Source organism: Mesorhizobium sp. M0904 (assembly GCF_040319475.1).
Classification (GTDB): Bacteria; Pseudomonadota; Alphaproteobacteria; order Rhizobiales; family Rhizobiaceae; genus Mesorhizobium.
The window spans coordinates 139,778-165,462 of record NZ_JAMYOC010000001.1 but is presented as its reverse complement, the minus strand read 5'-3'; the positions used below and the strand labels follow the sequence as shown (position 1 = coordinate 165,462).

General features: G+C 62.1%; 26 protein-coding genes and 1 pseudogene. 16 read left to right on the top strand and 11 right to left on the bottom strand.

Annotated features, from left to right (window positions below; genetic code table 11):
- Positions 1-20 precede the first annotated feature (20 nt).
- From NKH80_RS00895 to NKH80_RS00885, 3 genes are all read right to left on the bottom strand, one after another.
- Entirely contained in the window at positions 21-410 is a 390-nt protein-coding gene (locus tag NKH80_RS00895; protein WP_352989075.1) for a hypothetical protein, read from the bottom strand.
- A gap of 9 nt (positions 411-419) precedes the next feature.
- On the bottom strand, positions 420-1,526 hold the full coding sequence (locus NKH80_RS00890) for a winged helix-turn-helix domain-containing protein (protein WP_352989073.1): 1,107 nt from the start codon (positions 1,524-1,526) through the stop codon (positions 420-422).
- Between the two features lie 106 nt (positions 1,527-1,632).
- Positions 1,633-2,436, bottom strand: coding sequence for a CPBP family intramembrane glutamic endopeptidase (locus NKH80_RS00885; RefSeq protein ID WP_352738157.1), 804 nt, complete (start codon positions 2,434-2,436; stop codon positions 1,633-1,635).
- A 349-nt stretch (positions 2,437-2,785) separates the two neighbouring features.
- Here NKH80_RS00885 and NKH80_RS00880 point away from each other — a divergent pair, with 349 nt between their 5' ends.
- From NKH80_RS00880 to NKH80_RS00825, 12 genes are all read left to right on the top strand, one after another.
- On the top strand, positions 2,786-3,487 hold the full coding sequence (locus NKH80_RS00880) for an antitoxin Xre/MbcA/ParS-like domain-containing protein (protein WP_352738155.1): 702 nt from the start codon (positions 2,786-2,788) through the stop codon (positions 3,485-3,487).
- A gap of 360 nt (positions 3,488-3,847) precedes the next feature.
- Entirely contained in the window at positions 3,848-5,017 is a 1,170-nt protein-coding gene (locus NKH80_RS00875; protein ID WP_352738154.1) for a porin, read from the top strand.
- 128 nt (positions 5,018-5,145) lie between these two features.
- A complete protein-coding gene (gene recO, locus NKH80_RS00870) occupies positions 5,146-5,931 on the top strand; it encodes a DNA repair protein RecO (protein WP_352738152.1) in 786 nt (261 codons plus the stop codon).
- Positions 5,932-6,181: 250 nt separating this feature from the next.
- A complete protein-coding gene (locus NKH80_RS00865) occupies positions 6,182-8,881 on the top strand; it encodes a DUF2339 domain-containing protein (RefSeq protein ID WP_352738151.1) in 2,700 nt (899 codons plus the stop codon).
- A 40-nt stretch (positions 8,882-8,921) separates the two neighbouring features.
- Positions 8,922-9,458: an ABC transporter substrate binding protein gene (locus NKH80_RS00860; protein ID WP_352738149.1), complete on the top strand. Its 537-nt coding sequence runs from the start codon at positions 8,922-8,924 to the stop codon at positions 9,456-9,458.
- Positions 9,459-9,474: 16 nt separating this feature from the next.
- The gene (locus NKH80_RS00855; RefSeq protein WP_352738148.1) at positions 9,475-9,819 is read left to right on the top strand and encodes an ABC transporter substrate binding protein; all 345 of its coding nucleotides are present in this window, start codon (positions 9,475-9,477) and stop codon (positions 9,817-9,819) included.
- Positions 9,820-9,861: 42 nt separating this feature from the next.
- Positions 9,862-10,110, top strand: coding sequence for a type II toxin-antitoxin system VapB family antitoxin (locus tag NKH80_RS00850; protein WP_352738146.1), 249 nt, complete (start codon positions 9,862-9,864; stop codon positions 10,108-10,110).
- A 197-nt stretch (positions 10,111-10,307) separates the two neighbouring features.
- On the top strand, positions 10,308-10,826 hold the full coding sequence (locus NKH80_RS00845; protein ID WP_254820200.1) for a sigma-70 family RNA polymerase sigma factor: 519 nt from the start codon (positions 10,308-10,310) through the stop codon (positions 10,824-10,826).
- The gene (locus NKH80_RS00840; protein ID WP_352738143.1) at positions 10,823-11,614 is read left to right on the top strand and encodes an anti-sigma factor family protein; all 792 of its coding nucleotides are present in this window, start codon (positions 10,823-10,825) and stop codon (positions 11,612-11,614) included. The genes NKH80_RS00845 and NKH80_RS00840 overlap by 4 nt, the downstream gene beginning before the upstream one ends.
- A 208-nt stretch (positions 11,615-11,822) precedes the next feature.
- On the top strand, positions 11,823-12,929 hold the full coding sequence (locus NKH80_RS00835; protein WP_352738141.1) for a peptidase C39 family protein: 1,107 nt from the start codon (positions 11,823-11,825) through the stop codon (positions 12,927-12,929).
- Entirely contained in the window at positions 12,926-14,389 is a 1,464-nt protein-coding gene (locus NKH80_RS00830; RefSeq protein WP_352738139.1) for a RimK family ATP-grasp domain-containing protein, read from the top strand. The genes NKH80_RS00835 and NKH80_RS00830 overlap by 4 nt, the downstream gene beginning before the upstream one ends.
- Before the next feature lie 21 nt (positions 14,390-14,410).
- The gene (locus tag NKH80_RS00825; RefSeq protein WP_352508513.1) at positions 14,411-14,683 is read left to right on the top strand and encodes a DUF3303 domain-containing protein; all 273 of its coding nucleotides are present in this window, start codon (positions 14,411-14,413) and stop codon (positions 14,681-14,683) included.
- Positions 14,684-14,812: 129 nt separating this feature from the next.
- On the opposite strand, the gene NKH80_RS00820 is transcribed toward NKH80_RS00825, so the two are convergent.
- The 3 genes from NKH80_RS00820 to ygfZ all read right to left on the bottom strand — a co-directional run bounded on the left by NKH80_RS00820 (position 14,813) and on the right by ygfZ (position 18,508).
- Positions 14,813-16,951: a putative bifunctional diguanylate cyclase/phosphodiesterase gene (locus tag NKH80_RS00820; RefSeq protein WP_352738137.1), complete on the bottom strand. Its 2,139-nt coding sequence runs from the start codon at positions 16,949-16,951 to the stop codon at positions 14,813-14,815.
- Between the two features lie 64 nt (positions 16,952-17,015).
- Complete coding sequence (locus tag NKH80_RS00815; protein ID WP_023677753.1) at positions 17,016-17,648, bottom strand: HD domain-containing protein; 633 nt, start codon at positions 17,646-17,648, stop codon at positions 17,016-17,018.
- Positions 17,648-18,508: a CAF17-like 4Fe-4S cluster assembly/insertion protein YgfZ gene (gene ygfZ / locus NKH80_RS00810; RefSeq protein ID WP_352880949.1), complete on the bottom strand. Its 861-nt coding sequence runs from the start codon at positions 18,506-18,508 to the stop codon at positions 17,648-17,650. Before ygfZ ends, NKH80_RS00815 begins: the two co-directional genes overlap by 1 nt.
- An 83-nt stretch (positions 18,509-18,591) precedes the next feature.
- Between ygfZ and NKH80_RS00805 the strand changes: the two genes are divergently transcribed.
- Positions 18,592-19,923: a dihydroorotase gene (locus NKH80_RS00805; RefSeq protein ID WP_352689568.1), complete on the top strand. Its 1,332-nt coding sequence runs from the start codon at positions 18,592-18,594 to the stop codon at positions 19,921-19,923.
- Between the two features lie 33 nt (positions 19,924-19,956).
- Here the strand turns inward: NKH80_RS00805 and NKH80_RS00800 are convergent, their stop codons facing one another.
- From NKH80_RS00800 to NKH80_RS00785, 4 genes are all read right to left on the bottom strand, one after another.
- Positions 19,957-20,760 (bottom strand): hypothetical protein, encoded by an 804-nt coding sequence (locus NKH80_RS00800; protein ID WP_352689569.1) that lies wholly within the window; start codon positions 20,758-20,760, stop codon positions 19,957-19,959.
- Between the two features lie 80 nt (positions 20,761-20,840).
- Positions 20,841-21,098 carry a hypothetical protein gene (locus NKH80_RS00795; RefSeq protein WP_008874920.1) on the bottom strand — a complete coding sequence of 86 codons (258 nt, stop codon included), beginning with the start codon at positions 21,096-21,098 and terminating at the stop codon, positions 20,841-20,843.
- Between the two features lie 373 nt (positions 21,099-21,471).
- Positions 21,472-21,849: a TIGR02301 family protein gene (locus tag NKH80_RS00790; protein WP_023677748.1), complete on the bottom strand. Its 378-nt coding sequence runs from the start codon at positions 21,847-21,849 to the stop codon at positions 21,472-21,474.
- A gap of 48 nt (positions 21,850-21,897) precedes the next feature.
- Positions 21,898-22,323, bottom strand: a complete 426-nt coding sequence (locus NKH80_RS00785; RefSeq protein ID WP_352989060.1) for an NUDIX hydrolase — start codon at positions 22,321-22,323, stop codon at positions 21,898-21,900.
- Positions 22,324-22,444: 121 nt separating this feature from the next.
- On the opposite strand from NKH80_RS00785, the pseudogene NKH80_RS00780 reads away from it, so the two are divergent.
- Positions 22,445-23,205, top strand: a pseudogene (locus NKH80_RS00780) (SOS response-associated peptidase).
- A 57-nt stretch (positions 23,206-23,262) separates the two neighbouring features.
- On the opposite strand, the gene NKH80_RS00775 reads toward NKH80_RS00780, so the two are convergent.
- Positions 23,263-23,412, bottom strand: a complete 150-nt coding sequence (locus tag NKH80_RS00775) for a hypothetical protein (RefSeq protein WP_254820210.1) — start codon at positions 23,410-23,412, stop codon at positions 23,263-23,265.
- 418 nt (positions 23,413-23,830) lie between these two features.
- On the opposite strand from NKH80_RS00775, the gene cysS reads away from it, so the two are divergent.
- Together cysS and NKH80_RS00765 are read left to right on the top strand one after the other, a co-directional pair.
- Positions 23,831-25,300, top strand: a complete 1,470-nt coding sequence (cysS, locus tag NKH80_RS00770; protein ID WP_352689571.1) for a cysteine--tRNA ligase — start codon at positions 23,831-23,833, stop codon at positions 25,298-25,300.
- Positions 25,297-25,683, top strand: coding sequence for a VOC family protein (locus NKH80_RS00765; RefSeq protein ID WP_352705388.1), 387 nt, complete (start codon positions 25,297-25,299; stop codon positions 25,681-25,683). The genes cysS and NKH80_RS00765 overlap by 4 nt, the downstream gene beginning before the upstream one ends.
- Positions 25,684-25,685 lie beyond the last annotated feature (2 nt).

Sequence of the window (25,685 nt, the reverse complement as noted above, 5' to 3'; positions counted from 1 at the left end):
CGAGCTGTCTCTTGGTCGTCTCAAGATTCTGAGCGGTCCCCAAGTGCCAACGACACGCCGTTGGCAAGATGCTCGGCGTCGGACGCGTTTTCGAACGGGATGCCCGTTCTTGTATAGTCGAGCGGTGAGAAATCGGAGCCGTCGGCGTTGATCAGCGCAGCCTGGCGCCTTGCCGCTTGCATGTCGCCGAACTGAGCGTAACAGGCGGCAAGCCGGGTGCGGATCCACGGCGTCGGTCGCGTCGCCAGCTCCAGCGCCTCGGCAGCCGTGCGGTATTCGCCCAGCATGTATAGCGCGAGCGCGCGATCGTACTGATACCAATGAGGATGCAGCGGGTTGATGCGGATGGCGCGCGCCAGCCAGGCGAGCGCGTCGAGCGGCCGGCCACGCATCGTCAACAGATGCCCCATCTGCTCGATTCAGTCTGCGTCACCCGGATTGAGCTCGAGCGCGATGCGTAAATGATGCTCGGCCGCCTCGTGGTCGCGCATATTGAGCCGCACCAGCGACTGGATGCGGTGTGCCGTTGCCTGGTCCGGCGACAATGCGATGCCCCGGTCGGCCAGGTCGCGGGCCTTCGTCAGCACCGCGTCGCTGCTCGGTCCGAATTCGCTGTTAAGCACATGCGACAGCGCCAGATAGGTGTAGGCAAGGCCATGGGCCGGGTCCCTGACGATCGCAGCCTCGAAAAACGCCGCCGCTTCTTTCAGTTCGCTTTGCGCCGGATCGCGCAGCAAGGCGACGCCGCGCAGCACCAGTTCATGGGCGGCGAGGCTGGCTACCGGCTGCCGCGAGGCACGTTGCAGGCCGGCATTGTTCACCCGAACCACCAGCCGGCCGACGATCTTTTCGACGATCTCCTGCTGGATCGCGGACAGCCCGGCGTAATCGGCCTGGTAGCGATCGCCCCAGAGCTGGGAAGCGCTGGCTGCGTCAATGAGATTGACCGCACAGACGATGCTGTCTGCCTGCCGCCGCACCGAGCCCTCGACGACATAGTCGGCGCCGATGCACGAACGCACCACAGGCCATTCGCCAGGCGAATAGGAGGCAAACGAGAAGCTCGAGTTGCGCGCCAGCACCGTCAACGTGCCGAAGCGGGCGAGGCCATTGATAATGTCTTCGGCAATACCATCGACGATCGCTTCGTCGGCCGGATCGGCGCCGTCATTGCGGAATCTGAGCACCGCCACGATCGGCTGGGCGCCGGGTTCGGGCACCGGCTCAGGGATCAGCATGTAGCCGCGCTTCGATACGGTCCGTATCGTTTCCTCGCCGAGCACCTTGCGGATCTCGCGAATCGACTGCGTCAGCGAATCCTCGGTGACGAAAACACCCGGCCAGACCGCATCCATCAATTCCGACTTCGGCACCACACGGCCGATATGGCGGGCGAGATGCGTCAGCAATGCGTAGGCTTTCGGCCGCAGGAAGGCCGGCTGTTCGGCCCGGCCAAGCGTACCTTTGCCCAGATCGAGCGTGAAACCGCCAAACTGAAAAACCTGGTCAGTGGCCGAACCCGCCATCGAAACGGCCGCTCCCTGAAGCCGTGCCTGTATTGGCCTACGGCTGGAGGGCTAGGTCAAGGTCTGTCGCCGCCGAAAGCGGCGCTTTGGATTTGGACGCCGCAAATTAGACGGCGCCAGCAAGGGCGGGCTGCGTTGCCGGCCTGCGGACGAAGCTCTCGGTGCCGTAGACGGCAACGATCGCGATCGCAGCCATCGCCCAGATCGCAACATCGATCCATTGCTGCTGCACATGGTCGGCGTCGATGAACGCCTTGCCCAGGAAGCGCACGCTGTTCTGATGGGTGACATGCATCAGAATGGCGAGAAGCACACTGCCGGTGTTCTGATAGAGCCAGGTGAACACCACTGCCGCCAGCACGACGTTGATCGTGCCATAGAGGCTGAGATCGCCGACCAGGCCGAGCGGAAAATGCCAGATCGCCCAGATCGCGCCGAGGATCAGGCTTCCGGCCAGCGCCGAATGCTTGGCCAACAGACGCGGTGTCGCAAAGCCGCGCCATCCCGGCTCTTCGCCAAGCGGGCCGCTGAAGACCGCATAGAGCGCGATGATCGGCAGTATCTCAGTGACGGCTGGAATGTTGCCCCAGGCCGGCGTCGCCGAGCCGAACAGCGGATTGACCAGGATCGAGGCAAGCTGCGTGCCCAATGGCAGGCTGAATGCCACCAGATACCAGAGCGGAGATACCCGCCACTTCACCATGGAAGCGAGAATGGCCTTGACCGAAGCCCAGCCTCCGGAAAGGGCGGCGATGACGAATCCGGACACCATCGGGCCGAAGGTAAACCAGGGAATGCAATCGCCATTCGATAGGTAGAATGGGATGAAGGCAAACCAGGTCAGGGCAAGCGCCAACGAAAAGAAGGCAGCCAACTGATGCTGCCGCACCAGGCGCAGGAAAGAAGTCATGTCGGGCCTCTCACGGGCAGATGACAATGGGAGGTCGCCGGGCTGCCCAATCGGTCGATTTGCATCTTGAACAGCCGGCCGAATCATTCCGGGAGGCTATGCGCCGACCACCTCGGTCGACCCGTTTCTTATTGGCACCGGCGCTACGCGAAATCCTGAGCGGGTTCTGAGAAATTTCCGATATTTCATGCAGAACCGGCCGGTCAGACCGGTTGGAACGCCTGCCGACACTGCGGTCGTCCAGCGTTCCCGTTCGTCGTCTCTCCGTCATACACCCTGCCTATAGGCTGTGCGAAGACCCCCGCTTCCGAGCAAACCGGAACCGGCAGGCAAACAGCCAGATCAGGACATGACCGGGACTTGGAATAGCATCGACCCCATCCGTCAGATCGAGTTTGCAAACGCCGTCGCTGTTGAGATCGAGCGCGTGCTGGCGCGGCAAGGCAAGGTGACGAACAGCGATGCGGTCGTTGCAGCGGGCAGGGTCGCCGGCGCCGTTGCCGCCGCCGTCGCTTTGCTTGCGCCGGCCGACATCAGTGCGATCGACACCATGCAGGAAAGATTACCCGGCATGGCGTCGCGTTTCGTGCGGATATTGGCGGCCGAAGCTGCGGAGCGCAGTGCCCGAACGCGTCTGTCGAGCGCGCATAGAGGCCAAAGGACGGACGTCCAGCCGGCTGGAAGCGGCGACCTCGACGCGATGCGGGTCGAGGACTGGGCCGGTCGGGTCGCCGGGTCGACGTTCCTGCAGCAAAATCTCGGCATATCGCGTTCGACCCTGCATCGCTGGCAGCGGAGCGGCACGGTCGTTGCGTTGCGCACCGGTGGCCGCAAACATGTATTTCCTTTGGCGCAGTTCGTCGACGGCAGGCCCGCGCCGGGTATCAAGGAGGTGTCGTCCGCGATGCCCGATCCGCGGCGTGCCTGGGCGTGGCTGATCGGCCCCGCGCCTGGCCTCGCCGGACGTACTCCCATTGAAATGCTCAAGCAGGATCTGGTGGCGGAAGTCGTTCTTGCCGCACAGAACGCAGCGATGGCGAAGTTGGCTTGATCTCGCTGCCAAACGTTAGAAGTCTACTCCGAAAAAGAACACGTAAAAGGAATGTATGTCGGATTCCGATCGGTTTGCCGGCTAACAGCATAAGTATATTTTTCGTACAATTGTGACAATGTCTCGTTTGTGCCGAGGGAAAATGTGAAGAAAATATGAAGTGATATTTGTGCAACATTGATTTATTCTGTTATGCAAATATCGATTATTTTTGGAATCGTCATTGAGACTGGAATTCGGATGAGTATGTTCGCCGCCTGAAGAGGGGTGCGGTGCGCGCCTTTTTCGACGTGGGTGAGGCGTTCAGCCGTTCAACCCATGAATCCAAGCCATTTTAACTTTGACTGGAGAGGTCAGAAAATGAATATCAAGAGCCTTCTTCTCGGCTCAGCCGCGGCATTCGTCGCGGTCTCCGGCGCGCGCGCCGCCGACGCTGTTGTGGTCGCCGAGCCGGAACCGGCAGAATACGTCAAGATTTGCGACGTCTACGGCGCCGGCTACTTCTATATCCCGGGCACCGAGACCTGCCTGCGCATCGGCGGCTATGTCCGCTATGATATCGGCGTCGGCGATGCCGGCTCGCTCGATGGCGTCAACCATGTCCCTGACCATCAAGGCGACGACACTCATTCGACCTACTACAAGAACGCCCGCTTTACGCTGAAGACCTGGACCGGTCAGGAGACTGAGCTCGGTACGCTTAAGACCTACACCGAGACCCGCTTCAACTTCGGCAACAGCAGCGGCGACTACCTTAATCAAAAAGCCTCCAATGCCAACGACTGGCAGGGCCGCAACAAGTCTCTTTCGCTGCGTTACGCCTGGATTCAGCTCGGCGGCCTGCGTGTCGGCAAGGACGATACGGCTTTCGATACGTTCATCGGTTATGCCGGCGCCGTCATCCAGGATACGCTGATTCCGTATGGCGGCCAGGAGAGCAACGTCGTTCAGTATTACTTCGACGCGGGCAACGGCTTCTCGGGGTTGGTCTCGCTCGAAGAAGGCGCCGGCAGCGTCGGCACCATCGACAGCTATATTCCGCATGTCGTCGGCGGCTTGAAGTACAAGGGCGACTGGGGTGCGATCACCGGCGTCGTCGCTTATGACAGCAATTACGAGGAAGTGGCCGGCAAAGTTCGTTTGGACGTAAAGGCCACCGACGAACTGTCGCTGTTCATCATGGGTGGTTACGGCACGGACGACAACCTCAACGACAATGCAGGCAACGCCATTGATGCGAGCGGTCGTGGCTTCTACAAGCAGTGGGGCGGCAATTGGGCAGTCTGGGGCGGCGGCACCTACAAGTTCAACGAAAAGACTTCGTTCAACGCCCAGGTCTCTTACGACGACTGGAAGAACCTCGGCATCGCCGCTAACGTTGCTTATACCGTTGTGCCCGGCTTTACGGTCACGGCTGAAGTCGATTACCTCAATGCTGGAAAGTTCGAAGACGCAGACTTCAACAACTGGACCAAGGCCAACAAGAAGAGCAGCGTCGGCGGCATTCTCCGCTTCCAGCGCTCGTTCTGATCAGCTGAAGATTTGACAGGCGGCCCGCGGTGCAAATGCTGCGGGCCGTTCTATTTTCTGGCAGGACGATTCGGGCATCTGACGACCTAATCTTGATTTCGCCATCCAACCGGTGACAAGCTCTCGTCATGGAATGGCGCGACGAAGGAATCATTCTGGGCACCCGCAAGCATGGCGAAACCAGCGCCATTCTCGAGGTGATGACGCGCGTGCATGGCCGCCATCTCGGCCTCGTGCGCGGCGGCCGTTCGCGCAAACAGCAGCCGGTCTTGCAGCCCGGCAATCGCGTCGACCTGTTGTGGCGGGCGCGGCTCGACGAGCATCTCGGTACCTTCCAGGTCGAGGCGATCGAGATGAACGCCGCCCGGCTGATGGACAGCGCCGTTGCCGTCTACGGCCTGCAGACGATGGCCGCGCATTTGCGTCTTCTGCCCGAGCGTGACGCCCATGGCGGCCTTTACGAGACGCTTGCAGTGATGATCGCTCATCTCGCCGATGCCGATGCCGCAGGCGAGCTGGTGGCCCGCTTCGAGCTGCTGGTCCTCGACGAACTCGGTTTCGGCCTCGATCTCAGCCAGTGTGCGGCGACCGGCACCAGGCAGGACCTTGCCTATGTCTCGCCGAAATCCGGCCGCGCCGTGTCGCGGGCGGCGGGCGCGCCCTGGCGCGACAAGATGCTGGCGCTGCCTGCCTTCCTGCAGCGCGGTTCGGGCCTGCGCGCCGATCCGGCGGCGATCGAGGATGCCTTCCGGCTGACCGGCTTCTTTTTGACCCGTCATGTCTACGAACCGCGCGGCATCGAGCCTCCCGGCGCCCGCGCCGGGTTTCTCGCCGCCTTGCGCAAGCATCAATCACCCGGCCATGAATCCGGCAAGGCGAGCGCCGCAGAAACCGCCGGGGAGACCACCAGATGAGCGACGTTGAACCTTATCCCGGCAACGTTTCGCCGCTCGGCCTTGGCACAAGGGCGGCATGCTGGCGGTTTCGGAAGCGGCGCTGAAGGATGTCAACGGCAAGCTGCTGGCTTTCGGCACTGAAGCATGCTCGATCTTTCCGGCGGCCGATCTGGTGGCACGTTGAATGGACCGGCCGTTTGGCCGCCGCATTTGAATGTCACTGAACATTGAATGTCAGTGACAACTGGCCTGGTTTGGGGGAACCGCCATGTTTGAAAGCCTGATTGGCCTCGTCGCCATCATCGCGATGTTCGTCATCATTTCACGCCAGCAGAGCCGTATCGGCCTGATCGAGCGCGAGCTTGGCGCCTTGCGCAGCCTTGTGCTTTCGGGCACGCCTGCGCTGCCGCCGCAAGCCAAGGAACCGGCAGCAAGCGACAGCAAACCGGCGGATGCCGCAATACCGTTTGCGGCCGCAGCCGACCTGGCATCGCCAGGGACCGCAGCGGTCGCATCAGCCACAGAGGCCGATGCCGATACCGCGGCGCCATCCGCGCCGGAGTCGGCGCAACCGGCGGCCGCGGCGAAGCCAGCTCGCCAGTCCGACGTCGAAACGGCTCTCGGTACTCGCTGGGCGGTCTGGGTCGGCGGCATCGCGCTGGCGCTGGGCGGCCTGTTCCTGATCCGCTACACCATCGAGGCCGGCATTTTCGGGCCGCGCGTGCGGCTCGCCATGGCGGCGGCACTCGGGCTGGTGCTGGTCGCCGGCGGCGAGTTCATCCGGCGCACCGGCTTCAGGGTGCCGGTGCAAGGTGCCGCCGGTGCCTATATCCCGGCAATCCTGACGGCCGCCGGCGCTTTCATCCTGTTCGGTACCGTCTACGCCGCGTACAGCATTTACGGCTTCATCGGCCCGACGCTCGCTTTCACGCTGCTCGGCGCCATCGGGGTGGCGACGATCGCGGCAAGCCTGGTCCACGGTCAGGCGCTGGCCGGCGTCGGCCTGCTCGGTGCCATGGTGACGCCGCTGCTGGTCGCCTCGCAGGCGCCCAATCCGTGGGCGCTGTTCGGCTATCTGGCGATCGTGCTCGTCGCCACCGGCGTCATCGCCCGTATCCGCGACTGGAGCCTTTTGATGGCCGCTGCCTTCGTCGCCACCGGCATCTGGACCATCTTCTACATGACCGAAGCGCCGGGGACGAACCTTTCCGTCATCCTTTTTATCGACGGGGTGACACTGGCCGTGCTCGCCTTCGTCTGGCTTGGCCGCCGCGACGAAGCGGTCGCCGGCAGCGGCTTCGATTGGCCGTCGATCGCGCCGGGCTTCTTCGTCGGGCTTTCGGCGCTGGCCCTGTTCGTCGATCCGGCCTTCGCCGCCATCCGCGGTGCATTGCCGGGTGCCGCCCTTGTCGCAGCCCTGGTGGCGGTGGCGCGATATCGGCCGCGGGCGCTGGCACTGCTGCACGCCGCCGGGCTGGCGACGGTACTGGTCTATCTCGGCATCATTCCGCCGACCACGATCGCTTCCGATTTTTCGGGCGGCGCTCTTGGCGTCGACGGCATGCCGGTTGTGGCGTCCGATGCCTTGATGCTCAGGGTCGGCATCGTTCTCGGCCTGGTCTTCATCGGCCTCGGCTTTTGGGCAGCGCGCCGTTTTGCGGCCCATGGCTGGCTGCGCGCCGCCACAGGGGCGGCCTGGAGCGCTGTCGCGCCACTGGTCATCCTGCTGGCGCTCTGGTCTACCTTCGGCAATCTCGACCGTGACCTTGCTTATGCGGCGGTCGCGGCCGTTTTGGTCGGCGTCTTCGTCGCCGGCGGCGAATGGATAGCGCGCGGCGAAGCGCCGCCGCTGACCGGCGGCGCTGCTGTCTCCTTCGCGCTCGGCGGCGCGGCGATTGCCGGCCTGCTGATGCTGCACATGGCCTTTGGTTCCGGCTGGACAACCATCCTGCTCGGAGCAGCCGCCGCCGTGCCGGCGCTGGCGACGCGCTGGCGTAGCTATCCGGTGCTTGGCTGGATTTCCGTTGGTGCGGTGATTGCAGTGCTTGGTCGCGCTGCCTTCGACCCGACCATCGTCGGTGCCGAGTTCCTGTCGAAGACGCCGGTGTTCAACTGGCTGCTGCTTGGATATGGCGTGCCGGCGCTCGCTTTCGGTTTTGCCGCCTGGCAGCTTGCCCGAACCACCAATGGCCGACCGCGCCTCGCGATGGAGGCCGGCGCCGCGCTGTTTTGCCTGCTCACCGTCGCCATGCTGGTGCGCCATGCCATGCATGGCGGCGTCATCGATACGGCTGCTGCGACGCTTGCCGAACAGGCGATCTATACGCTGATCGCCATCGGTGCCGGTGCCATCCTGGTCGCTATCGACATGCGCTCGCCAAGTCAGGTGCTGCGTTACGGCTCGATTGCAGCGGGCGCGGTCTCGGTCGCCTTCATCGTCCTCCAGCATTTTCTGGCGCTGAACCCGTTGCTGACGGATGAATCGACGGGCAGCATTCCGGTGTTCAACCTTCTGTTCCTCGCCTATCTCTTGCCGGCGGTCGCGGCAGGCGCACTGGCACTCTATTCCCGTGACAAGCGGCCGCAATGGTATGCGGCGATGTTGGCGGTGGTGGCGGCGGTGCTCGCTTTTGCCTATGCCACGCTGTCGGTCAGGCGCCTGTTCAAGGGTGAGTTCATCGGACTGTGGAGCGGTCTCGGCCAGCTTGAGACCTATACTTATTCGGCGCTGTGGCTGGTCATCGGCGTGGTGCTGCTCGCCGCCGGTGTCTGGCTGAAGTCCCAGGTGCTGCGCATAGCGTCGGCGGCGCTGATCTCGATCGCCGTGCTCAAAGTCTTCATCTTCGACATGTCGGAACTGGAAGGCGTGTTGCGGGCGCTGTCCTTCATCGGCCTCGGGGCGGTGCTCATCGGCATCGGCCTGTTCTATCAGCGGCTGCTGACAAGGGCGGCGAGAGAGGTAAATTAGGTCGTCCACTGCAAGAAGGTCCAGCCTGGAGGACAGCGCGTTGCTCATAAACGACATAGCTACGATCGGCATCATCACGGCAGGCCCTGGGGGACCAATCGAAGGCTTCAAGGAGGGGCTGAGAGAACTGGGATTTGCCGAAGGCCGGAACATTCGGTTTGAGCAGCGATCGGCCAATGGTGATTTGGGCAGGCTTCCCACCCTGGCGACGGAACTGGTTAGGCTGAACGTCGACCTTATCGCCGTGATCGGGGCGGTAACCGCGCGTGCGGTCCAAAAGGCGACAACGGAGCTCCCCGTCGTTTATTCTGTCGTCGTCGATCCGGTCAGTGATGGCCTCGCCGCAAGCCTGGAGAAGCCCGGCGGCAACATGACAGGAGTAACCAGCTTCGATCCAAACCAGGCGCGGACGCATGTCGAGTTGTTGCGAGCCGTCTTACCAGCGCTCTCCCGCATCGCGATCTTGAGCGATAAGGGGGTGTCCGATTGCCTGTCAGCCTCCAATGCTGGGGCAATACAAAAAATTTGGGCTGAACCCGCAGGTTCTCCGCATTATAGGGCCTCAGCCCGATCTTGACGGCGCTTTTGCAGCGATGGATCGCGAACTGGTCGAAGCGCTCATCGTCCTCGAGGAGCCGATTATTGCAGCACTCCGCGCAAGAATCGCGGAGCTTGCCCTTGCGCGTCGCTTGCCAACCATCTTCGCGCGGGAGCAGATCGATGCGGGAGGTCTGTTCTGCTACGGCACCAGCTTGCGAAGCGCAACATATCACATGGCCCTGTGCGCGAAGAAGATTCTTGATGGCAAGAGCCCCCGCGACATACCAATTCAGACTTTGTCCCAGCACGAATTGGTGGTGAACTTGCAGACCGCGAGAAAGCTCGGTCTAACGGTGCCTTCAAATATAGTAAATAGAGCGGTGCGTGTGATTGAATAGTACTGCGGCCGCTGACCCGCAGCAAGGGAGACATAGGATCAAATGGCACTCTATATACATATACGAGGCCCTGAAGTGGATGCTTCAGCGACTATGTTGCAGCGCCAGACGGACGCTCCAAGCAAAACGGAGGCGGTGCGGACCGCGCTTGTGCACGAACTCGAACGCAGTCGCACCAATGTGTCGCTTCGCGACCGGATTGCCAGGCTGCAAGCCGAGGCGATGAGGATCGGCCTGCCTAATCCTGACTTCGATATGAAGAAATTCACAGACGAGATGTGGGAAGACTGACGTTTGTCGACACGCCGCTATTCGTCACCACGCATTTCTTTCAACTTTCGGATGCAACCCGGGAATAAACCTGCCACCGGCAGCGTTATTCAGTTGCTTGGGTGACCGGGGCGGCCGACCGCTTCGCGCTGGCCGCTTGCGCCGCGCTGCAAAGGCGCGTTCAATCACCACGGACAGGGGCTCCAGAACCAGCGGTCATGGACGAAAAGAAGGCAGCAATCCTGGGTGAAATACCGCGTCTGCGCCGCTATGCACGCTCGCTGTTGCGCGACCGCGATTCCGCCGACGATCTCGTCCAGGATTGTCTCGAGCGGGCGCTTGTGCGGCTCGACAATTGGCAGACAGGAGAAAGCCCCAGGAGGTGGCTGTTTACGATCATGCACCATTTGTTCATCGACCAGATGCGCAAGGTGAACCGACGCGGCGAGGCGGCGATGCTGCCGCTCGAGACAAGCGAGGCGCAGGCAGCACCCGCCGAGCAGGTCGAGAGCATCGCCTCGCGCGAGATCGTCGACGCGCTGCAGGCGATCAGCCCTGACCGGCGCGCGGCACTTGTGATGGTCGCCATCGAAGGGTTTTCCTATGCCGAAGCCGCCAACATCCTTGGAGTGCCCGCTGGCACTTTGATGTCGCGCATCGCGCGCGGGCGTGACGAACTGCGAGCGCTGCTGGATGATACCGCGCGCCGCCGCTCGATAAGGATCGTTGAGAAATGAGCCGGCGCGATTTCTCCGAACGCGACATCCACATGGCTCTCGATGGCGAGTTGCCGGGCGACGAGCGGACGGCCTATGAGGCATGGCTCGAGGCCAATGCCGAGATGAAGGCCAAGAGCGCACGCTACGCCGCCGACCGGGAAGCGTTGCGCGCAGCCTTTAATGGCGTGCTGGACGAACCCGTGCCGGTGCGGTTGAGCAAGGTGGTGCTTGGCGAGGCGCCGGTGGTCAGAGTATCGCCGTCGCGCTCGCGTTGGTGGCTTGCGGCCGCCGCTGCCGCCATCCTGGCGATTGGCGGTGCTGGCGGCTACCTTGCTGGCATCGGCCGCCTCGGCCTGGAAAATACCGCCGAGGACCAGCTTGCCGAAGAGGCGATCGCCGCCCACGTCATCTATGCCGCCGAAACGCGGCATGCGGTGGAAGTGCCGGCAAGCGACAAGGATCATTTGCAGAGCTGGTTGTCGAACCAGGTGGGTCTGAAGCTCGTCGCGCCGGATCTGGCCGCGCAAGGATTCCAACTGGTCGGTGGCCGGCTGCTGCCCGCCGGTCAGGGCAAGGCCGCGATGCTGCTTTACGAGGACGTCAAGGGCGAGCGCATATCGCTCTTCGTCACCGCCGAATCGGCAGCCAAGGCCAGGGGCACCTATGGGGAGGACGATGGTCCTGAGGCCGTCTATTGGCTGGACAAGGGTTATGGCTGCGCCGTCGTCGGCTCGCTGCCGCGCGAGCAACTGGCCGCAGTGGCCAAGAGCGCCTATGGCCAGCTTTTGGCGGGCTTGCAAAGCTGAGCAGGCTCTCGCTCTTCCGGAGCCGCGCCGTTGCCTAAACACGGAGGTCGTTCAAAGCCTTTGCGCGACCTGCCTGCCGTCAAAACTGTCACAATTCGGCCCTAATCGAGGTGCGATAGCGCTTGCTGAATGCTGGCACTTCGGCTGGTGTGACCGATGTTTAGACTAGGGCCGTTTCCACAACCCAATCGAGGTTTTCTGAGCCCGCATGCCTGCCGAGATTCGCAAGGCCCGCGCGTCCGACGTCGATGACCTCGCCGCCATCGAAAAAGCCGTTTTCTCGAGCGATCGCATTTCTCGCCGCTCCTTTCGCCAACTGATCGAACGCGACACCGCCGAACTGCTGGTTGGCGAAAGCGATGGCCGCGTCGCCGGCTATGCAGTCGTGCTGTTTCGCAAGGGCAGCGGCGTCGCGAGGCTTTATTCGATCGCCGTTGGTCCATTTTTCGGCGGCCGTGGCCTTGGCCGGCTGCTGCTGGAAGAGGCCGAGGCCGCCGCTTTCGAGCACGGCCGCATGATGCTTCGTTTGGAAGTCCGCGAAGACAACCCGCGCGCGATCCAGATCTACGAGCAGAGCGGCTACCGCAAGATCGGCCGCGAACCGGACTATTACGAGGATGGCGCCACGGCGCTGCGCTATGAAAAGACCTTGCGCGGCGACATTCCGGTCGCCACCGAAGTGCCGTTTTATCAGCAAACTTGCGAATTCACTTGCGGACCATGCTGCCTGATGATGGCGATGGCTTACTTCGGCCCCGGATTCGTGCCGGATCCGGTGATGGAAATCAGGCTGTGGCGTGAGGCGACGACCGTTTTCATGATGTCGGGGCCGGGCGGCTGCGAACCGTTCGGGCTTGCCGTCGCCGGCTATGAGAGCGGGCTTGCTGCTGAGATCTATGTCTCCTTCTACGGCGCGCTGTTCCTGCAGTCGGTGCGCAGCGAGGACAAGCGCCGCGTCATGGAGCTGGCGCAGGTCGACTTTCGCCGCCGCGCGGAACTTTACAGCATCCCGGTGAATTACCGTTCATTCGGGCTTGACGACATTCGCACCGCGATCGCAGAGGGAAAACTGGTGCTGGTCCTGATCAGCGGCTTCCTGATGTTCGGCAAGAAGGTTCCGCACTGGGTATTGGCCATCGGTGACGACGGCGATCATATCCTGATCCACGACCCCTGGGTCGAGGGCGAGCGGCAGGAGACGATCCTCGATGCTGCCAACATTCCCGTGCCTTACGGCATCTTCATGAACATGGCGCAATTCGGCCGCGACGGATTGCGCGCCGCCATCACTCTCGGAAAGCGCGATAGCCAATGACCTGGGTCATCCTTACCGGCCGGCAGAACGATCTCGACCAAGTGGCGACGCCGCACAAGATCATCACCAATCGCGACTACCTTGCCCATCCGGCACTGTTTCGCGGTCAGCGGCCGAAGGTCATCAACCTGTCGAACAATTACGGCTACCAGAGCCGCGGCTATTACGCGTCGCTGCTGGCTGGTTCGCGCGGCCATAAGGTCATCCCGACGGTCGAAACGATGATCGACCTGTCGGAGCGCAAGCTCTATGAGCACGCGTTGCCGGAACTCGAACTCGCACTCAACAAGTGCCGCAAGGATCTGGGTGGCGCTTTTCCCCAGAAGGTCTGCATCTTCTTCGGCATCGGACCATCCAGGATCTGGGACCGCTTCGCAAAACTTCTGTTCGACTGGTTCCGTGCCCCTGCGCTCGAGGTCCACATCAGGGACAGCGCCGAATGGGCCTCGATCCGCAAGATCGGCTTCCATCCCCTGGCCAGGATGACCGAGGACGAGGAAACGCACTTTCTCCAGTGCCTGGAGACCTACACCAACCGCGAGTGGCGCGACACCAAGGGCCGCACGCCGGCGCGCTACACTTTCGCCACGCTGGTCGATCCGCACGAGGAACTGCCACCGTCGGAGATTTCGTCGCTGCGCCACTGGGCCAAGATCGCTGAAAAGATGGGCGTCGAAATCGAGCCGATCACCAAGCGGGATCTGGCCAAGCTCGCCAACTACGACGCGCTGTTCATCCGCGAGACCACCTCGATCTCCAACCACACCTACCGCTTTGCCCGCCGCGCCCAGCAGGAAGGCATGCCGGTCATCGACGATCCGCTGTCGATGATCCGCTGCACCAACAAGGTCTATCTCAACGAGCTGATGACCTACAACAAGGTACCGGTGCCGCCGACGGTGATGATTGCCGGCACCGCGGACCTGGAAGTTGCGGCACAGACGCTGGGCTTCCCGCTGGTGCTGAAGATCCCGGACTCCTCATTTTCGCGCGGCGTCAAGAAATGCGGCACCTTCGACGAGCTGAAGACGCTCGCAACCGAATGGCTGGAGGATTCCGACCTCCTGATCGCGCAAAAATTCATTCCGACGGAATATGACTGGCGCGTCGGCGTCCTCGGCGGCCAGCCCTTGTTTGCTGTCCATTATCTGATGGCCAAGAAACATTGGCAGATCGTCAATCACAAGGCCAACGGCAAGCCCGACCAGGGCGGCATCAAGACCTTCACCCTGAAGGAAGCGCCGGCCCATGTCGTCGAGACGGCGGTGAGTGCGGCGCGTTGCATCGGCGACGGCCTCTACGGCGTCGACCTCAAGGAAACTAGGGACGGCGTCTTCGTCATCGAGGTCAACGACAACCCCAACCTCGACCACGGCTGGGAAGACTCTGGCGAAAAGGACGAGGTCTGGGTGCGGCTGACGCAGTGGTTCCTGGAGCGGCTGGACAGGCCGGGGCGATGATATACGATTGTGGGGGAAAAGATGCTGTTCTTCGTGATCGAGGATTTTCGCGGCTGCGACCGCAAGGAGATCTACCGCCGTTTCCGCGACCAGGGCCGCCTGAAGCCGGACGCGCTTCTCGTGCACCACAGCTGGATCGCAGCGGATATGAGCCGCTGCTTCCTGCTGGTGGAGGCCGATGACATCACGCTCCTGCAGCGGTGGGTCATCGAATGGGCGGATCTGGTCGAATTCGAGATTGTTCCTGTGGCGACGAACAAGGATATGGTTGAGGCATTGAACGGGCACCTCTGACCCGGCAAGGAACCTCCTGGTTCGCCACACCTGAATTCCGCCTTCTCTATCAAGGAATTAACACGCGAATCGAGCGTCATCTCAAGCAGATCTAAGCCGGTTGCCCGCGCTTCCGCGAGACTGTCGCACTTAGCCGGACTGCCGGATCGTCGCGCTCGACTTCAGCAGCCGATTGATGTCCGACGCCTTTGACGGCACGCCGATCAAATAGCCCTGGGCCTCGACACAACCCTCTTTTTGCAGGAATTCAAGCTGCGCTTCGGTCTCGACACCTTCGGCGGTGACGGTGATGCCCAGCTGTGCGCCAAGCCCGATGATGGTGCGCACGATCGCCGCGGTATCGCGACTGTCGATGTCACGGGTGAACGAGCGATCGATCTTGATCTTGTCGACGGGAAAGCGCCTGAGGTAGCCCAGCGAGGAATAGCCGGTGCCGAAATCGTCCAGCGCGATGCGGACGCCCAGATCGCGTAGCTGCCTGAGTGTCTTGAGCACCAGATCGCTCTCGTCCATCAGCACCGTTTCGGTGATTTCCAGTTCAAGTCGGTTGGCCGGCACGCCCGAGAACGCCAGTGCCGAAATGACGCTGCGGGCAAAGGTACCGCTTTTGATCTGCACGGCGGAGACATTGACTGCGATGCGCCAAGCCGCCCAGCCTGCCGCGGCCGTGCAGGCTTTTCGCAGCGCCCATTCTCCGAGCGGCACGATCAGCCCGGTCTCCTCGGCGGCCGGAATGAAGTCGTCCGGCCGCACCAGGCCGCGCACCGGCGATCGCCAGCGCATCAAGGCTTCGGCACCGACGATTTCGCCGGAGGCGATGTTCATGATCGGCTGGAAATCCAGCTCGAATTCGCGGCGCGACAGCGCTGCCCTGAGATCGATTTCGAGCGCCCGGCGTGCCCGCACCCTCGCGTCCATGGCCGGTTCGAAGAAGCGGTAGAGGTTGCGCCCTTCGCTCTTTGCCCGATAGAGCGCCATATCGGCATTTTTCAGCAAAGTCTCGGCGTCCTTGCCGTCATTCGGAAACAGCGCGATGCCGAGACTGATGCCGACACGCATGTCGTGTCTCTTGTCGCGAAACGGCTTTCCGATGATCTCGACTATGCGTTTGGCCAGCTTTTCCGCGTCGCCCGGGCTTTTGAGATTGAACAGGATTATGACGAATTCGTCGCCGCCGAAGCGGGAGACAACGTCCGTTTCATTGCGCAAGCACCGTTGCAGCCGTTCGGCCACGCATTTCAGCAGCCAGTCGCCGGCGGGGTGACCCCAAGTATCATTGACTGCCTTGAAGTGATCGAGGTCGAGCGAGAATATCGCCAGCGATCCGTCTCTCGTCTCGCTCAGGGCTTGGTCGAGCCGTTCGCGAAGCATCGAGCGATTGGGCAGGTTGGTCAGTGTGTCGTGGTGCGCAAGATGGGTCATGCGCTCTTCCACACGCCTGCGCTCGGTGACATCGTCGAACGTCGCGACCCAGCCGCCGCCGCTCATCGGCCGGCGCGCAACCAGCAGCGTCCTGCCGTCGGCGAGATGACGATGCGTTACGTGTGTTTTCCCCGCCCGCAGGCAGGCTTCGATTTGCGAGATTTCGCTGTCGGGGTCGAGCTTTGTATAAATGCCCAGTTCCAGCAGCCGCTTGAACGCATCACGGTGGCTCATGCCAAGCGGGAAGTCGGCGGGCCTGACATGATAAAGTTCCAGGAAACGTTCGTTGCGCACGATCAGCTTGCCGTCCGCATCGTACATCAAAAGGCCTTGCGACATGTTGGCAAGTGCTGCGTCGAAACGGCGGTGCTGCTCTTTCAACTCCTGCTCGGCGCGCCGTTGCTCGGTGATGTCCTCGTAGATCGAGACCCAGCCACCTGACGCCAGCGGCCGGTGCGAAATGTTGACGATGCGCCCGTCTGCAAGCGTTTCCTCATAGGTGGAAGGTTTTGCCTGGTCGATATAGGGCTTGCGGATGGCATAGAGTTGCTCGGCGCTTTGCGAGGCGATGCCGATATCCACGCTGTGCTGGAGGATGTCGAAAAACCGGATGCCGGGCCGCACCACTTCGGCGTCGAGGCGAAAGATGCTGATGTAGTTCCTGTTGCAGATGATCATCCGCTCATCGGCATCGAACATGCACAGGCCATGCGACATGTTCTCGATCGCTGCCGAAAAACGCTCGTTCTGTTCGCGTAGCTCGTCTTCGATCCGTCGCGGCAGACCAACGCCTTTGGCCCTCCGTCGGCGGACGGATGAACCAGCCTTGATACCGGCAACGGGCATGAGGCAAGCCTATGGACCATGGTTAACCACGGCACTGTTGTCCCTGCCGGTTAATTTACCGTTTTCAGCCGGCTGGAACGGCAGTCTGGCGTCGCGACTTTTCGATTGCCGCAAACCGTTTGAGAAAGGCATTCTGCGCCCAGGTCACCGAGCGCGGCGTGACATCGAAGCGCTCGGCGTTGAAACCGCGAGGCCTGCCGAAGAACTCGGTCGCCTCTGCCGTCGAAAAACCCGCAAGCAGCGTTGCTTCGAAATAAGCGGCGATCTGATCCGCTCGCTTGATTTCCTTGCGCAGCCCCGCGTCGAGTTCGGCCGGCAGTGAAAAGCGCAGATGGATGGCGCGCTGCAGTCTGATCTCGCAATCCCTGTAGCTGCCGCCCATCACGGATTTGAACGGCGAAATCATATCGCCGATGACGTATTCCGGCGCGTCATGCAGCAGCGCCGCCAACCGCGCGTCAGCGTCGGCATCCGGCATCAGTTCGCCGACAAGCGTTTCGACCAGCAGCGAATGCTGGGCGACCGAAAAGGCGTGATCGCCTCTGGTCTGGCCGTTCCAGCGTGCGACGCGGGCAAGGCCATGGGCAATATCGGAGATCTCGATGTCGAGCGGCGAAGGATCGAGCAGGTCGAGCCGGCGGCCGGACAGCATACGTTGCCAGGCACGCGGCGGCGCCCCGGCGCGGTCGGCCGCCATCAGGCGTCCTCCGCGCCAACGGCTTCCTGCGGAAAGCTGAACTTCGCCCAGGACGGGATGGCGAGCGACACGGCGACGTCGTCAGCCAGGATCGGCAGGCCGGCGTCGAGCGCTGCCTTGACCCGGTCGATGCGGGCAATGGCAAGGCCTGTCGTGCCGGCGGTAGAGCCAAGCGTGCCGACTGGTCGCCCCGCCACGGCCAGCTCTGCGCGCGAAGTGGGCAGGGGGCGTTCGGCCGAGACGATCAACACTCGGCGCCTGGCAGTGCCGCGATGCTGCATGCGCGAGACGACCTCCTGGCCGACGTAGCAGCCTTTCTTGAAGCCGACGCCGCCGATCTCGTCGAGCAGCACATCATGCGGAAACGCGTCGCCGAGCTGATAGTCGCTGCCGCTTTCGGCAATGCCATTGGCGATGCGAAAGGCTTGCCATGCGGCAAGGTCGCCGCCGTCTGGCGCGCCACCATAGAAGCGCGTGACGATAGCATCGACAAACCGCGCATCGGCAAACGGCGCCGATTCAAATTGCGAGGCCGTTGAATCGCTTTCCCATACGACGGTCACAACCGACTGATCTGCCTTGGCAATTTCGACTTTGGCGCGCAACTTGTAGAGCGTCAGCCGGCGCATGAAGTCATCGATGGTCTCAGCACGGCATTCGAGCAGGAAAATATTTTCGCCAGCGCGCGAGATCAGGAAGTCGAAAAGGATCTTGCCTTGCGGCGCCAGCAAGGCGCCGGGCTTTGCTTCGCCGCGGCCGAGCGCGTCGAGGTCGGTGGTCAGGATGTTCTGCAAAAAGTGCTCGGCATCCGGTCCGGACACGGAAACGAGTGCGCGATCTCTGAGCGAGGCAAAGGGCATGGTGGGAAAACGAGCCTGATCTTGCAAAACTATCGGTCATTACGTAAGCCGCTGGCACTTCCCCCGCAAGAGACCGGATCCGCATGGCCCCCCTCTACGATCTCATCCTGACAGGCGGCACCGTGGTCAATCACGACGGCGAGGGTTTTCGCGACGTCGGTATCAATGGTGGGCGCATCGCTGCCATCGGCGACCTCGGCCAGGCATCGGCGGGCGAGACGATCGACTGCCACGGGCTGCATATCCTGCCGGGCGTCGTCGACAGTCAGGTGCATTTCCGCGAGCCGGGACTGGAGCACAAGGAAGATTTGGAGACGGGCTCCCGCGCAGCGGTGCTTGGCGGCGTCACCACCGTCTTCGAGATGCCGAACACCAATCCGCTGACCACCAGCGAGGCAACCCTTGTCGACAAGGTGCGGCGTGCCACCGGCCGCATGCATTGCGACTTTGCCTTCTGGGTCGGCGGGACCCGCGACAATGCAAAAGACGTTGGCAATCTCGAGCGGCTGCCGGGTGCGGCCGGCATAAAAGTGTTCATGGGCTCGTCCACCGGCGACCTGCTGGTCGAGGATGACGAAGGCGTTGCCTCGATCCTGAGGAACACACGCCGCCGCGCCGCCTTTCATTCCGAGGACGAGTTCCGGCTGCGCGAGCGGCTTGGCGAGCGCATCGGGGGCGATCCGTCCTCACATCCGGTGTGGCGCGACGAGATCGCTGCATTGCGCTGCACAGAGCGCCTTGTGCGCATCGCGCGCCAGGTTCGCGCCCGGATCCATGTGCTGCACATCTCGACCGCCGAGGAGATAGGCTTCCTCGAACAGCATAAGGATGTCGCGACCTGCGAGGCGACGCCGCATCATTTGACGCTGAGCGCCGATGACTATGCGCAGCTCGGTACGTTAATCCAGATGAACCCGCCGGTGCGCGCCACGCGCCATCGCGAGGGGATCTGGCAGGGCATTGCGCAAGGGGTTGTCGATGTCCTCGGCTCCGACCATGCGCCGCACACGCTGGCCGAGAAGGCAAAACCTTATCCGGCGTCGCCGTCCGGCATGACCGGGGTGCAGACTTTGGTGCCGATCATGCTGGACCATGTCAACGCCGGCCGGCTGACGCTGCAGCGCTTTGTCGACCTGACCAGCCACGGCCCGCAGCGTATTTTCGGCATCGCCAGGAAAGGCCGTATTGCCGCCGGCTACGATGCCGATCTGACCATCGTCGATCTGAAGCGCCGCGAGACCATCGCCAACGCCCAGCAAGGCTCCAAGGCCGGCTGGACGCCTTATGACGGCAGGCAGGTGACCGGCTGGCCGGTCGGCACCATCGTTCGCGGCCGGCGCGTGATGTGGGAAGGCGAGATCGTCGCGCCGAGCCAGGGCAGGGCGGTGGAGTTTTGCGAGGCGTTGGCGGGCTAAGCTCCCTGCCTCATAAGGGCCAGGCTAAACCACTCAATCCCCAGCAACGAAGAACGTCCATTGTCCGGTCGGCGTGATGCCGACTCGGTAGAAGATGTACGCACCGAACTGCTTCATATCGTCATAGTCGCTGGCGGTGACGATCTTGAACAGCTCGACCCGCTGCCTGGCATCGAGTTTGTCCAGCGGCAGGGCGAAGAAATAGGGCCAGACATAGAGATCCTGCGGCGTGCCGGCATCGACATGGACATAACCGGCACTGAGCACCTCTTCCAGGATGGCGAGGATCTCCTGGCCTTCCGTATCGCCCGAAAGGCCCTTCAGGAAGGCGATCGGGTCGCCCTCGATGTCACCCAGCGACAATTGGGTCATCATGTCTCCCGTGCCGATCAGCGGCCGAAGCTTTTCGATGTCGCCGCTTTTGCACGCCTCGACGATCAGATCGTGCATGCGCCTGACCGGTTCCGGCAACTTGGCCAGGTCGTAGACGACTTCGGGCACAGGCGCGTCCGGCTCGACATGCGGATTGGCCATCCCGCCATCGTCCGTTGGCCCTTTCGGTTCGGTTTGCTCTGGCTCCTCGGACGGAGTCGGCTGGCGGGCTGGAGGTGGTACCGTGCCGAGTGGGCCGGGCATCGGGACGGTACTTCCAGACGGCGACATGTCGCCGTCCGGCGGCGGCGTGACCGGCGAGGGCAGGTCCTCGCGTTTGATCTCGCTGAGGGGGTGAGCGGGACTGCTCGCAAGAAACAGTGCAAGGGGAATTGTGGCGCAGGAAGCAGTAAGCCAAATGCCGAGGACCAGGCCGCGTGGCTTGCCTGATATCGAAAAATTCACCGCCTGCTACTCCCTGGTTCCAGCCCATCCATGTGCCCGGACATGATGTCCGGCGGCGCGCCCTCCTCAAAGAACCGGGATCAGTGCCGCAGTCTTTCGGGCTCGAAGGCTCCGGCAATCACCTTTTCACGCATGCGATCGAGCAGGGCAAGCGCCGAGGTCTCGCCATTGGCGCGCAGCATTTCGCCGAATGCCGTTTCGAGGGCTGCCTCGGCGATGATTTCCGGCTCGATCCCCGCCGACAATCCTTCTGCCCAGGCTTCGCTGTGGCTTTCCACGGCAGTCAGGCGCTTCTCTTCCCTGACCAGCGCGTCGATGTCGTTGACGCCATGTTCCATTGCGATGTCCACCCTTTCAAGCGGTGATCCGTTGGACAGGGATCAAGCTTGAGTTGTCCCTTTTACACGCAGGTGCAAGTAAGTAGTTGTAAATGCGACATTTTTTTGGTCGTTGTCTACAAATTCCGTCGCGTCCAGCAAACCTGCATCCGATCCGTTTCAAACTTAGCCGATTAGGTCGGCCAAGGGGACGGAAACCTTCAGTTTGAGTTAATTTCACATCTGCGCGCTAACGTTTCGTTAACATAGTTGCAAAAGTGCAACATTAGGTTTGCACCAAGACCTCAGTCGAGGCAAGCGGAGAAGTGTCGAACGCGTCCGCCGCGACGGCGCCGAGCCTTGATGCGGCTTTTCCGGAAGGCGGCTGCCGTCGTCAGTTTCCGTAGCGCGAAGCGATGTCGCGAGACAGCGTCTCGCCTTCCTTCATGTAGCGGCTGATGGCTTCCGTCGCCGAGGCGGTGCATTGCGTATAAGTGCCGCCGAACGACCGGTAGCCGCGGTTGAAGCTGGCGATGAAGCGGGCGCGCCGCTCCGGGTTCGGATTTTCCGATGCGATCAGTTTTTCCATCTCGGCTCGCCACCGATCGCCCTTCTCGCCACACAGATTACGCAGGAAATGCAGCGAGCCGAGCACTTCCGCCAGCCGCATCAGCCCGGGCTCGAACGGTGCTTCGGCGGCAATCGCAGGGCGCGCACCGACAACCACACTGACGGCGAGGCATGCGGCGAGAAACGAAGACGTGCGGCTCATGAGGCTTTGTGCTGGAACAATTTGTCGCCTGCAAGGCGATTCTCTGGCTCACGTTTCGCCGTCATTTTTGGGACCGAGTAGATCGTCGGCAATTTCAAGCACTGCATCGGCGAGCGGCATCGCCATCATTTCGGCCAGCGTATAGAAAGCCGCGGTTTCGGCGTCGTCGCTGGCAACCGCCTCGCCGCCGGCATAATCGGCCCCAAACACCGTCAGCCAGTAGTCGACCGGATGTCCGTCTCCGCTGCCGTCGATGTGGATTTCCCGTAGCGGCCGGTAGCTGCGCGCCTGCAATCCGGTCTCTTCCAGCAATTCGCGCCGTGCTGCCTGTTCCAGCGTCTCGCCGGCTTCGACCTTGCCGCCGGGAAAGGCATAGAGGCCTTGCGAGGGCGGCCTGGCCCGCTTGACCAGCAGCACCGTGTTCTCGCGCACGACGCAGGCCGAGACTGCCGGAATGATCTTGCGTGCTTCCATGACTCCGGATCGCTCGATTGGCACAGCCCGTTGTGGACCGACCGTCGGCGAACAGCTTTAGCGGTTGCGAAAGGCAGGTTCCATGGCCACTTTCATACGCCACCAATCGAAAGCTGAATTCATGTGCGGACGCTTTGCTTTGACAGCCACTCCGGACCAGACCGCCGCCTTTCTCGGCCTGGCGGAACTTGAGGAGTTTCCGGCCCGCTACAATATCGCGCCGACGCAGCCGGTGCTGATGGCGCTCGCCGGATTGACGCAGGCGCCGGGCTCGAACCTGCCCGACCGCCGCTCGATTCTGGTGCGCTGGGGCCTGATCCCTGCTTGGGTGAAGGATACGCGTAACTTCCCGCTGCTGTTCAACGCGCGTTCCGAGGGGGCTTCGGAAAAGGCGTCGTTTCGCGCTGCCATGCGCCATCGCCGCGCCCTGGTGCCGGCTTCGGGATTCTACGAATGGCACCAAACCGGTGGCAGAAGAGGGCAGCCCTATTGGGTGCGGCCAAGACAGGGCGGGCTTGTCGCCTTCGCCGGGCTGATTGAGACCTATGCCGAGCCGGGCGGCTCGGAAGTGGACACCGGCGCCATTCTGACCGCCCATGCCAATGCCGATACTGCCCATATCCACGACCGCATGCCGGTAGTGATCCATCCCGAGGATTTCGCACGCTGGCTGGATTGCCGCACGCTCGAGCCGCGCGACGTGGCCGATCTGCTGAGACCTGCCCAGCCCGATTCTTCGAAGCGATCCCGGTTTCCGACCTCGTCAATAAGGTCGCCAATACCGGGTCGGAGATTCAGGAGAAGGGCGTCATCGAGCCTGAGCCCGAGAAGGTCAAGCGCCAGAAGTCCGGCGCGAACGACAGTCAGATGAGTTTATTTTAGCAAAAGCTACTGTTACTGGTTCGCCGTGAGCGCCTCAATCTTCACCCGACCGCATTCTCAGGCAGCGCGCGGCGAGACGATCTTCTGTGCCGGCTTCTTCTTCTTCGCGGTGTGCAGAAGAGCGGCGACGATTGCTGCCGGGCCGATCGCTCGGTAATAGCTGGCGAGCGCCGGTTGCTTGGCACGGCTGGGTTCCTGCTTGGGCATTCTTCTCTTCCCTAGTAACGTCTTCGTGTCTGCGTTTGCTGGCCGAATCCGACCAAATCGTGACGCTTGCTGATCTAGCCGGCGAATGTTTCATGACAGTGCCGACATGTTTAATAAAATGTTTCAGTGCCGCATTTCCTGTGATCCAACGATATTTTTGGCGAAGGTAGCGACTTGACGGCAACACCGGGCAAGGCGATAAAGCCGGCCATGAAAACGCCTTTCGCCATTTGTGGCATTTGCATTATCGGCTAGCCTCGCGCTGGTCCTGGACGTTTTCGCCTCATCTCCTCCAAGATTGGACAAACGCCCCGGCCAGCAGGCTGGAGCCCGATTTGCGCCTCGGCGTAACTGGCTTCATCCAGAGCACGATCCCAAAGATCATGCTCAACCAAAGTAACGCACCGGGAACGCACGTATGTCTGACGCATCGAAGAGCCTGCGCCTCTACAACACGCTAACGCGGAGCAAGGAGGATTTCTTCCCGATCGATCCGCGCAACGTGCGCATGTATGTCTGCGGCCCGACGGTCTATGACTTCGCCCATATCGGCAATGCGCGGCCGGTGATCGTCTTCGACGTGCTGTTCCGTTTGCTACGCCATCTCTACGGGCAAGCGCACGTCACTTACGTCCGCAACATTACGGACGTCGACGACAAGATCAACGCTCGCGCGCTGCGCGATTTCGGCGGCGAGATTGCATCGGGCAAGCTGTCGCTGAACGAAGCGATCAGGCGGGTCACCGAAAAGACCGCCGGTCAGTTCCACAAGGACGTTGCGGCGCTCGGTTGCCTGGAACCGACGGTCGAGCCGCGCGCCACCGAGTTCGTCGAGCCCAGGCCCGACGGCAAAGTCGACATGATCTTCTTGATTCAACGCTTGATCGAACGCGGCCATGCCTATGTCGCGGCTGGAGAAGTCTTGTTCGATACCGCTTCCATGCCGGATTATGGGCAGTTGTCGAAGCGCAATCTCGATGAGCAGCAGGCCGGCGCCCGCGTCGCCGTCGATGCGCATAAGAAGAACCCGCAGGATTTCGTGCTGTGGAAATTGTCTTCGCCCGAGGAGCCGGGCTGGGACAGCCCGTGGGGCAGGGGTCGGCCGGGCTGGCACATCGAGTGCTCGGCGATGTCGGCCGCCTATCTCGGCGAGGTGTTCGACATCCATGGCGGCGGTCTCGACTTGATCTTTCCGCACCACGAGAACGAGATCGCGCAATCGCGTTGCGCCCACGGCACCGAAACGATGGCCAAGGTTTGGATGCACAACGGTTTCCTGCAGGTCGAAGGGCAGAAGATGTCCAAGAGCCTGGGCAATTTCTATTCGATCACCGAATTGCTGGAGACGGATACCTTTGGCGGCCGCAAATGGCCGGGCGAGGTGCTCAGGCTGGCGATGCTGATGACGCATTATCGCGAGCCGATCGACTTTTCCGTGCGCAAGCTGGAAGAGGCGGAGAATACGCTGCGCAAATGGAAGCGGGCGGCCGATCTGGCGCCGCCGACGGCAAAGCCGGTGCCGGCGGATGTGATCGAAGCGCTGTCGGATGACCTTGCCACCTATGCCGCATTCCAGTTGCTGACGCAGTTGGCTGGCGATGCTGTTGATTTCAACGCTGGTAGCGGCAACGCTGCCGCCGAAGACAACGATGCTGCCGCTTCACTGAAGGCATCGCTGTTGTTCCTCGGCTTCGACGTCACAACAGCCAAGGTGGATGAAGACGCCGTTGCCAAGGCGATCGCCCAACGCCTCACGTTGATCGCCGCCAAGAACTGGGCCGACGCCGACCGCATCCGCGACGAGTTGCTAACGCAAGGCATCCAGTTGAAGGACGGCAAGGACCCCGTCACCGGCGAACGCATCACCACCTGGGAGGTAAAAAGATGATCGATCATCTCGGCATCACGGTTTCGGATTTCGACGCGTCGAAGGGTTTTTACGACAGGGCGATGGCGCCGCTCGGCGCCTCGCTGCTTTACATGGTGCCGCAGGAATATACCGGCGGCGCCAAGGTCGGCGGCTACGGCCGCGACCGGCCGGTGTTTTGGCTGCACGCCGGCAAGGACAAGTCGAAGCATCATCAGCATGTCGCTTTCACCGCGCGCAGCCGCGCCGAGGTCGATGCCTTTCACGCCGCCGCAATCGCCGCCGGCGGCAAAGACAATGGCGGGCCTGGCCTGCGCCCGCACTACCATCCGAACTATTATGGCGCCTTCGTCCTCGATCCCGACGGCAACAATGTCGAGGCGGTCTGCCATGCTCCGGAGTAGTG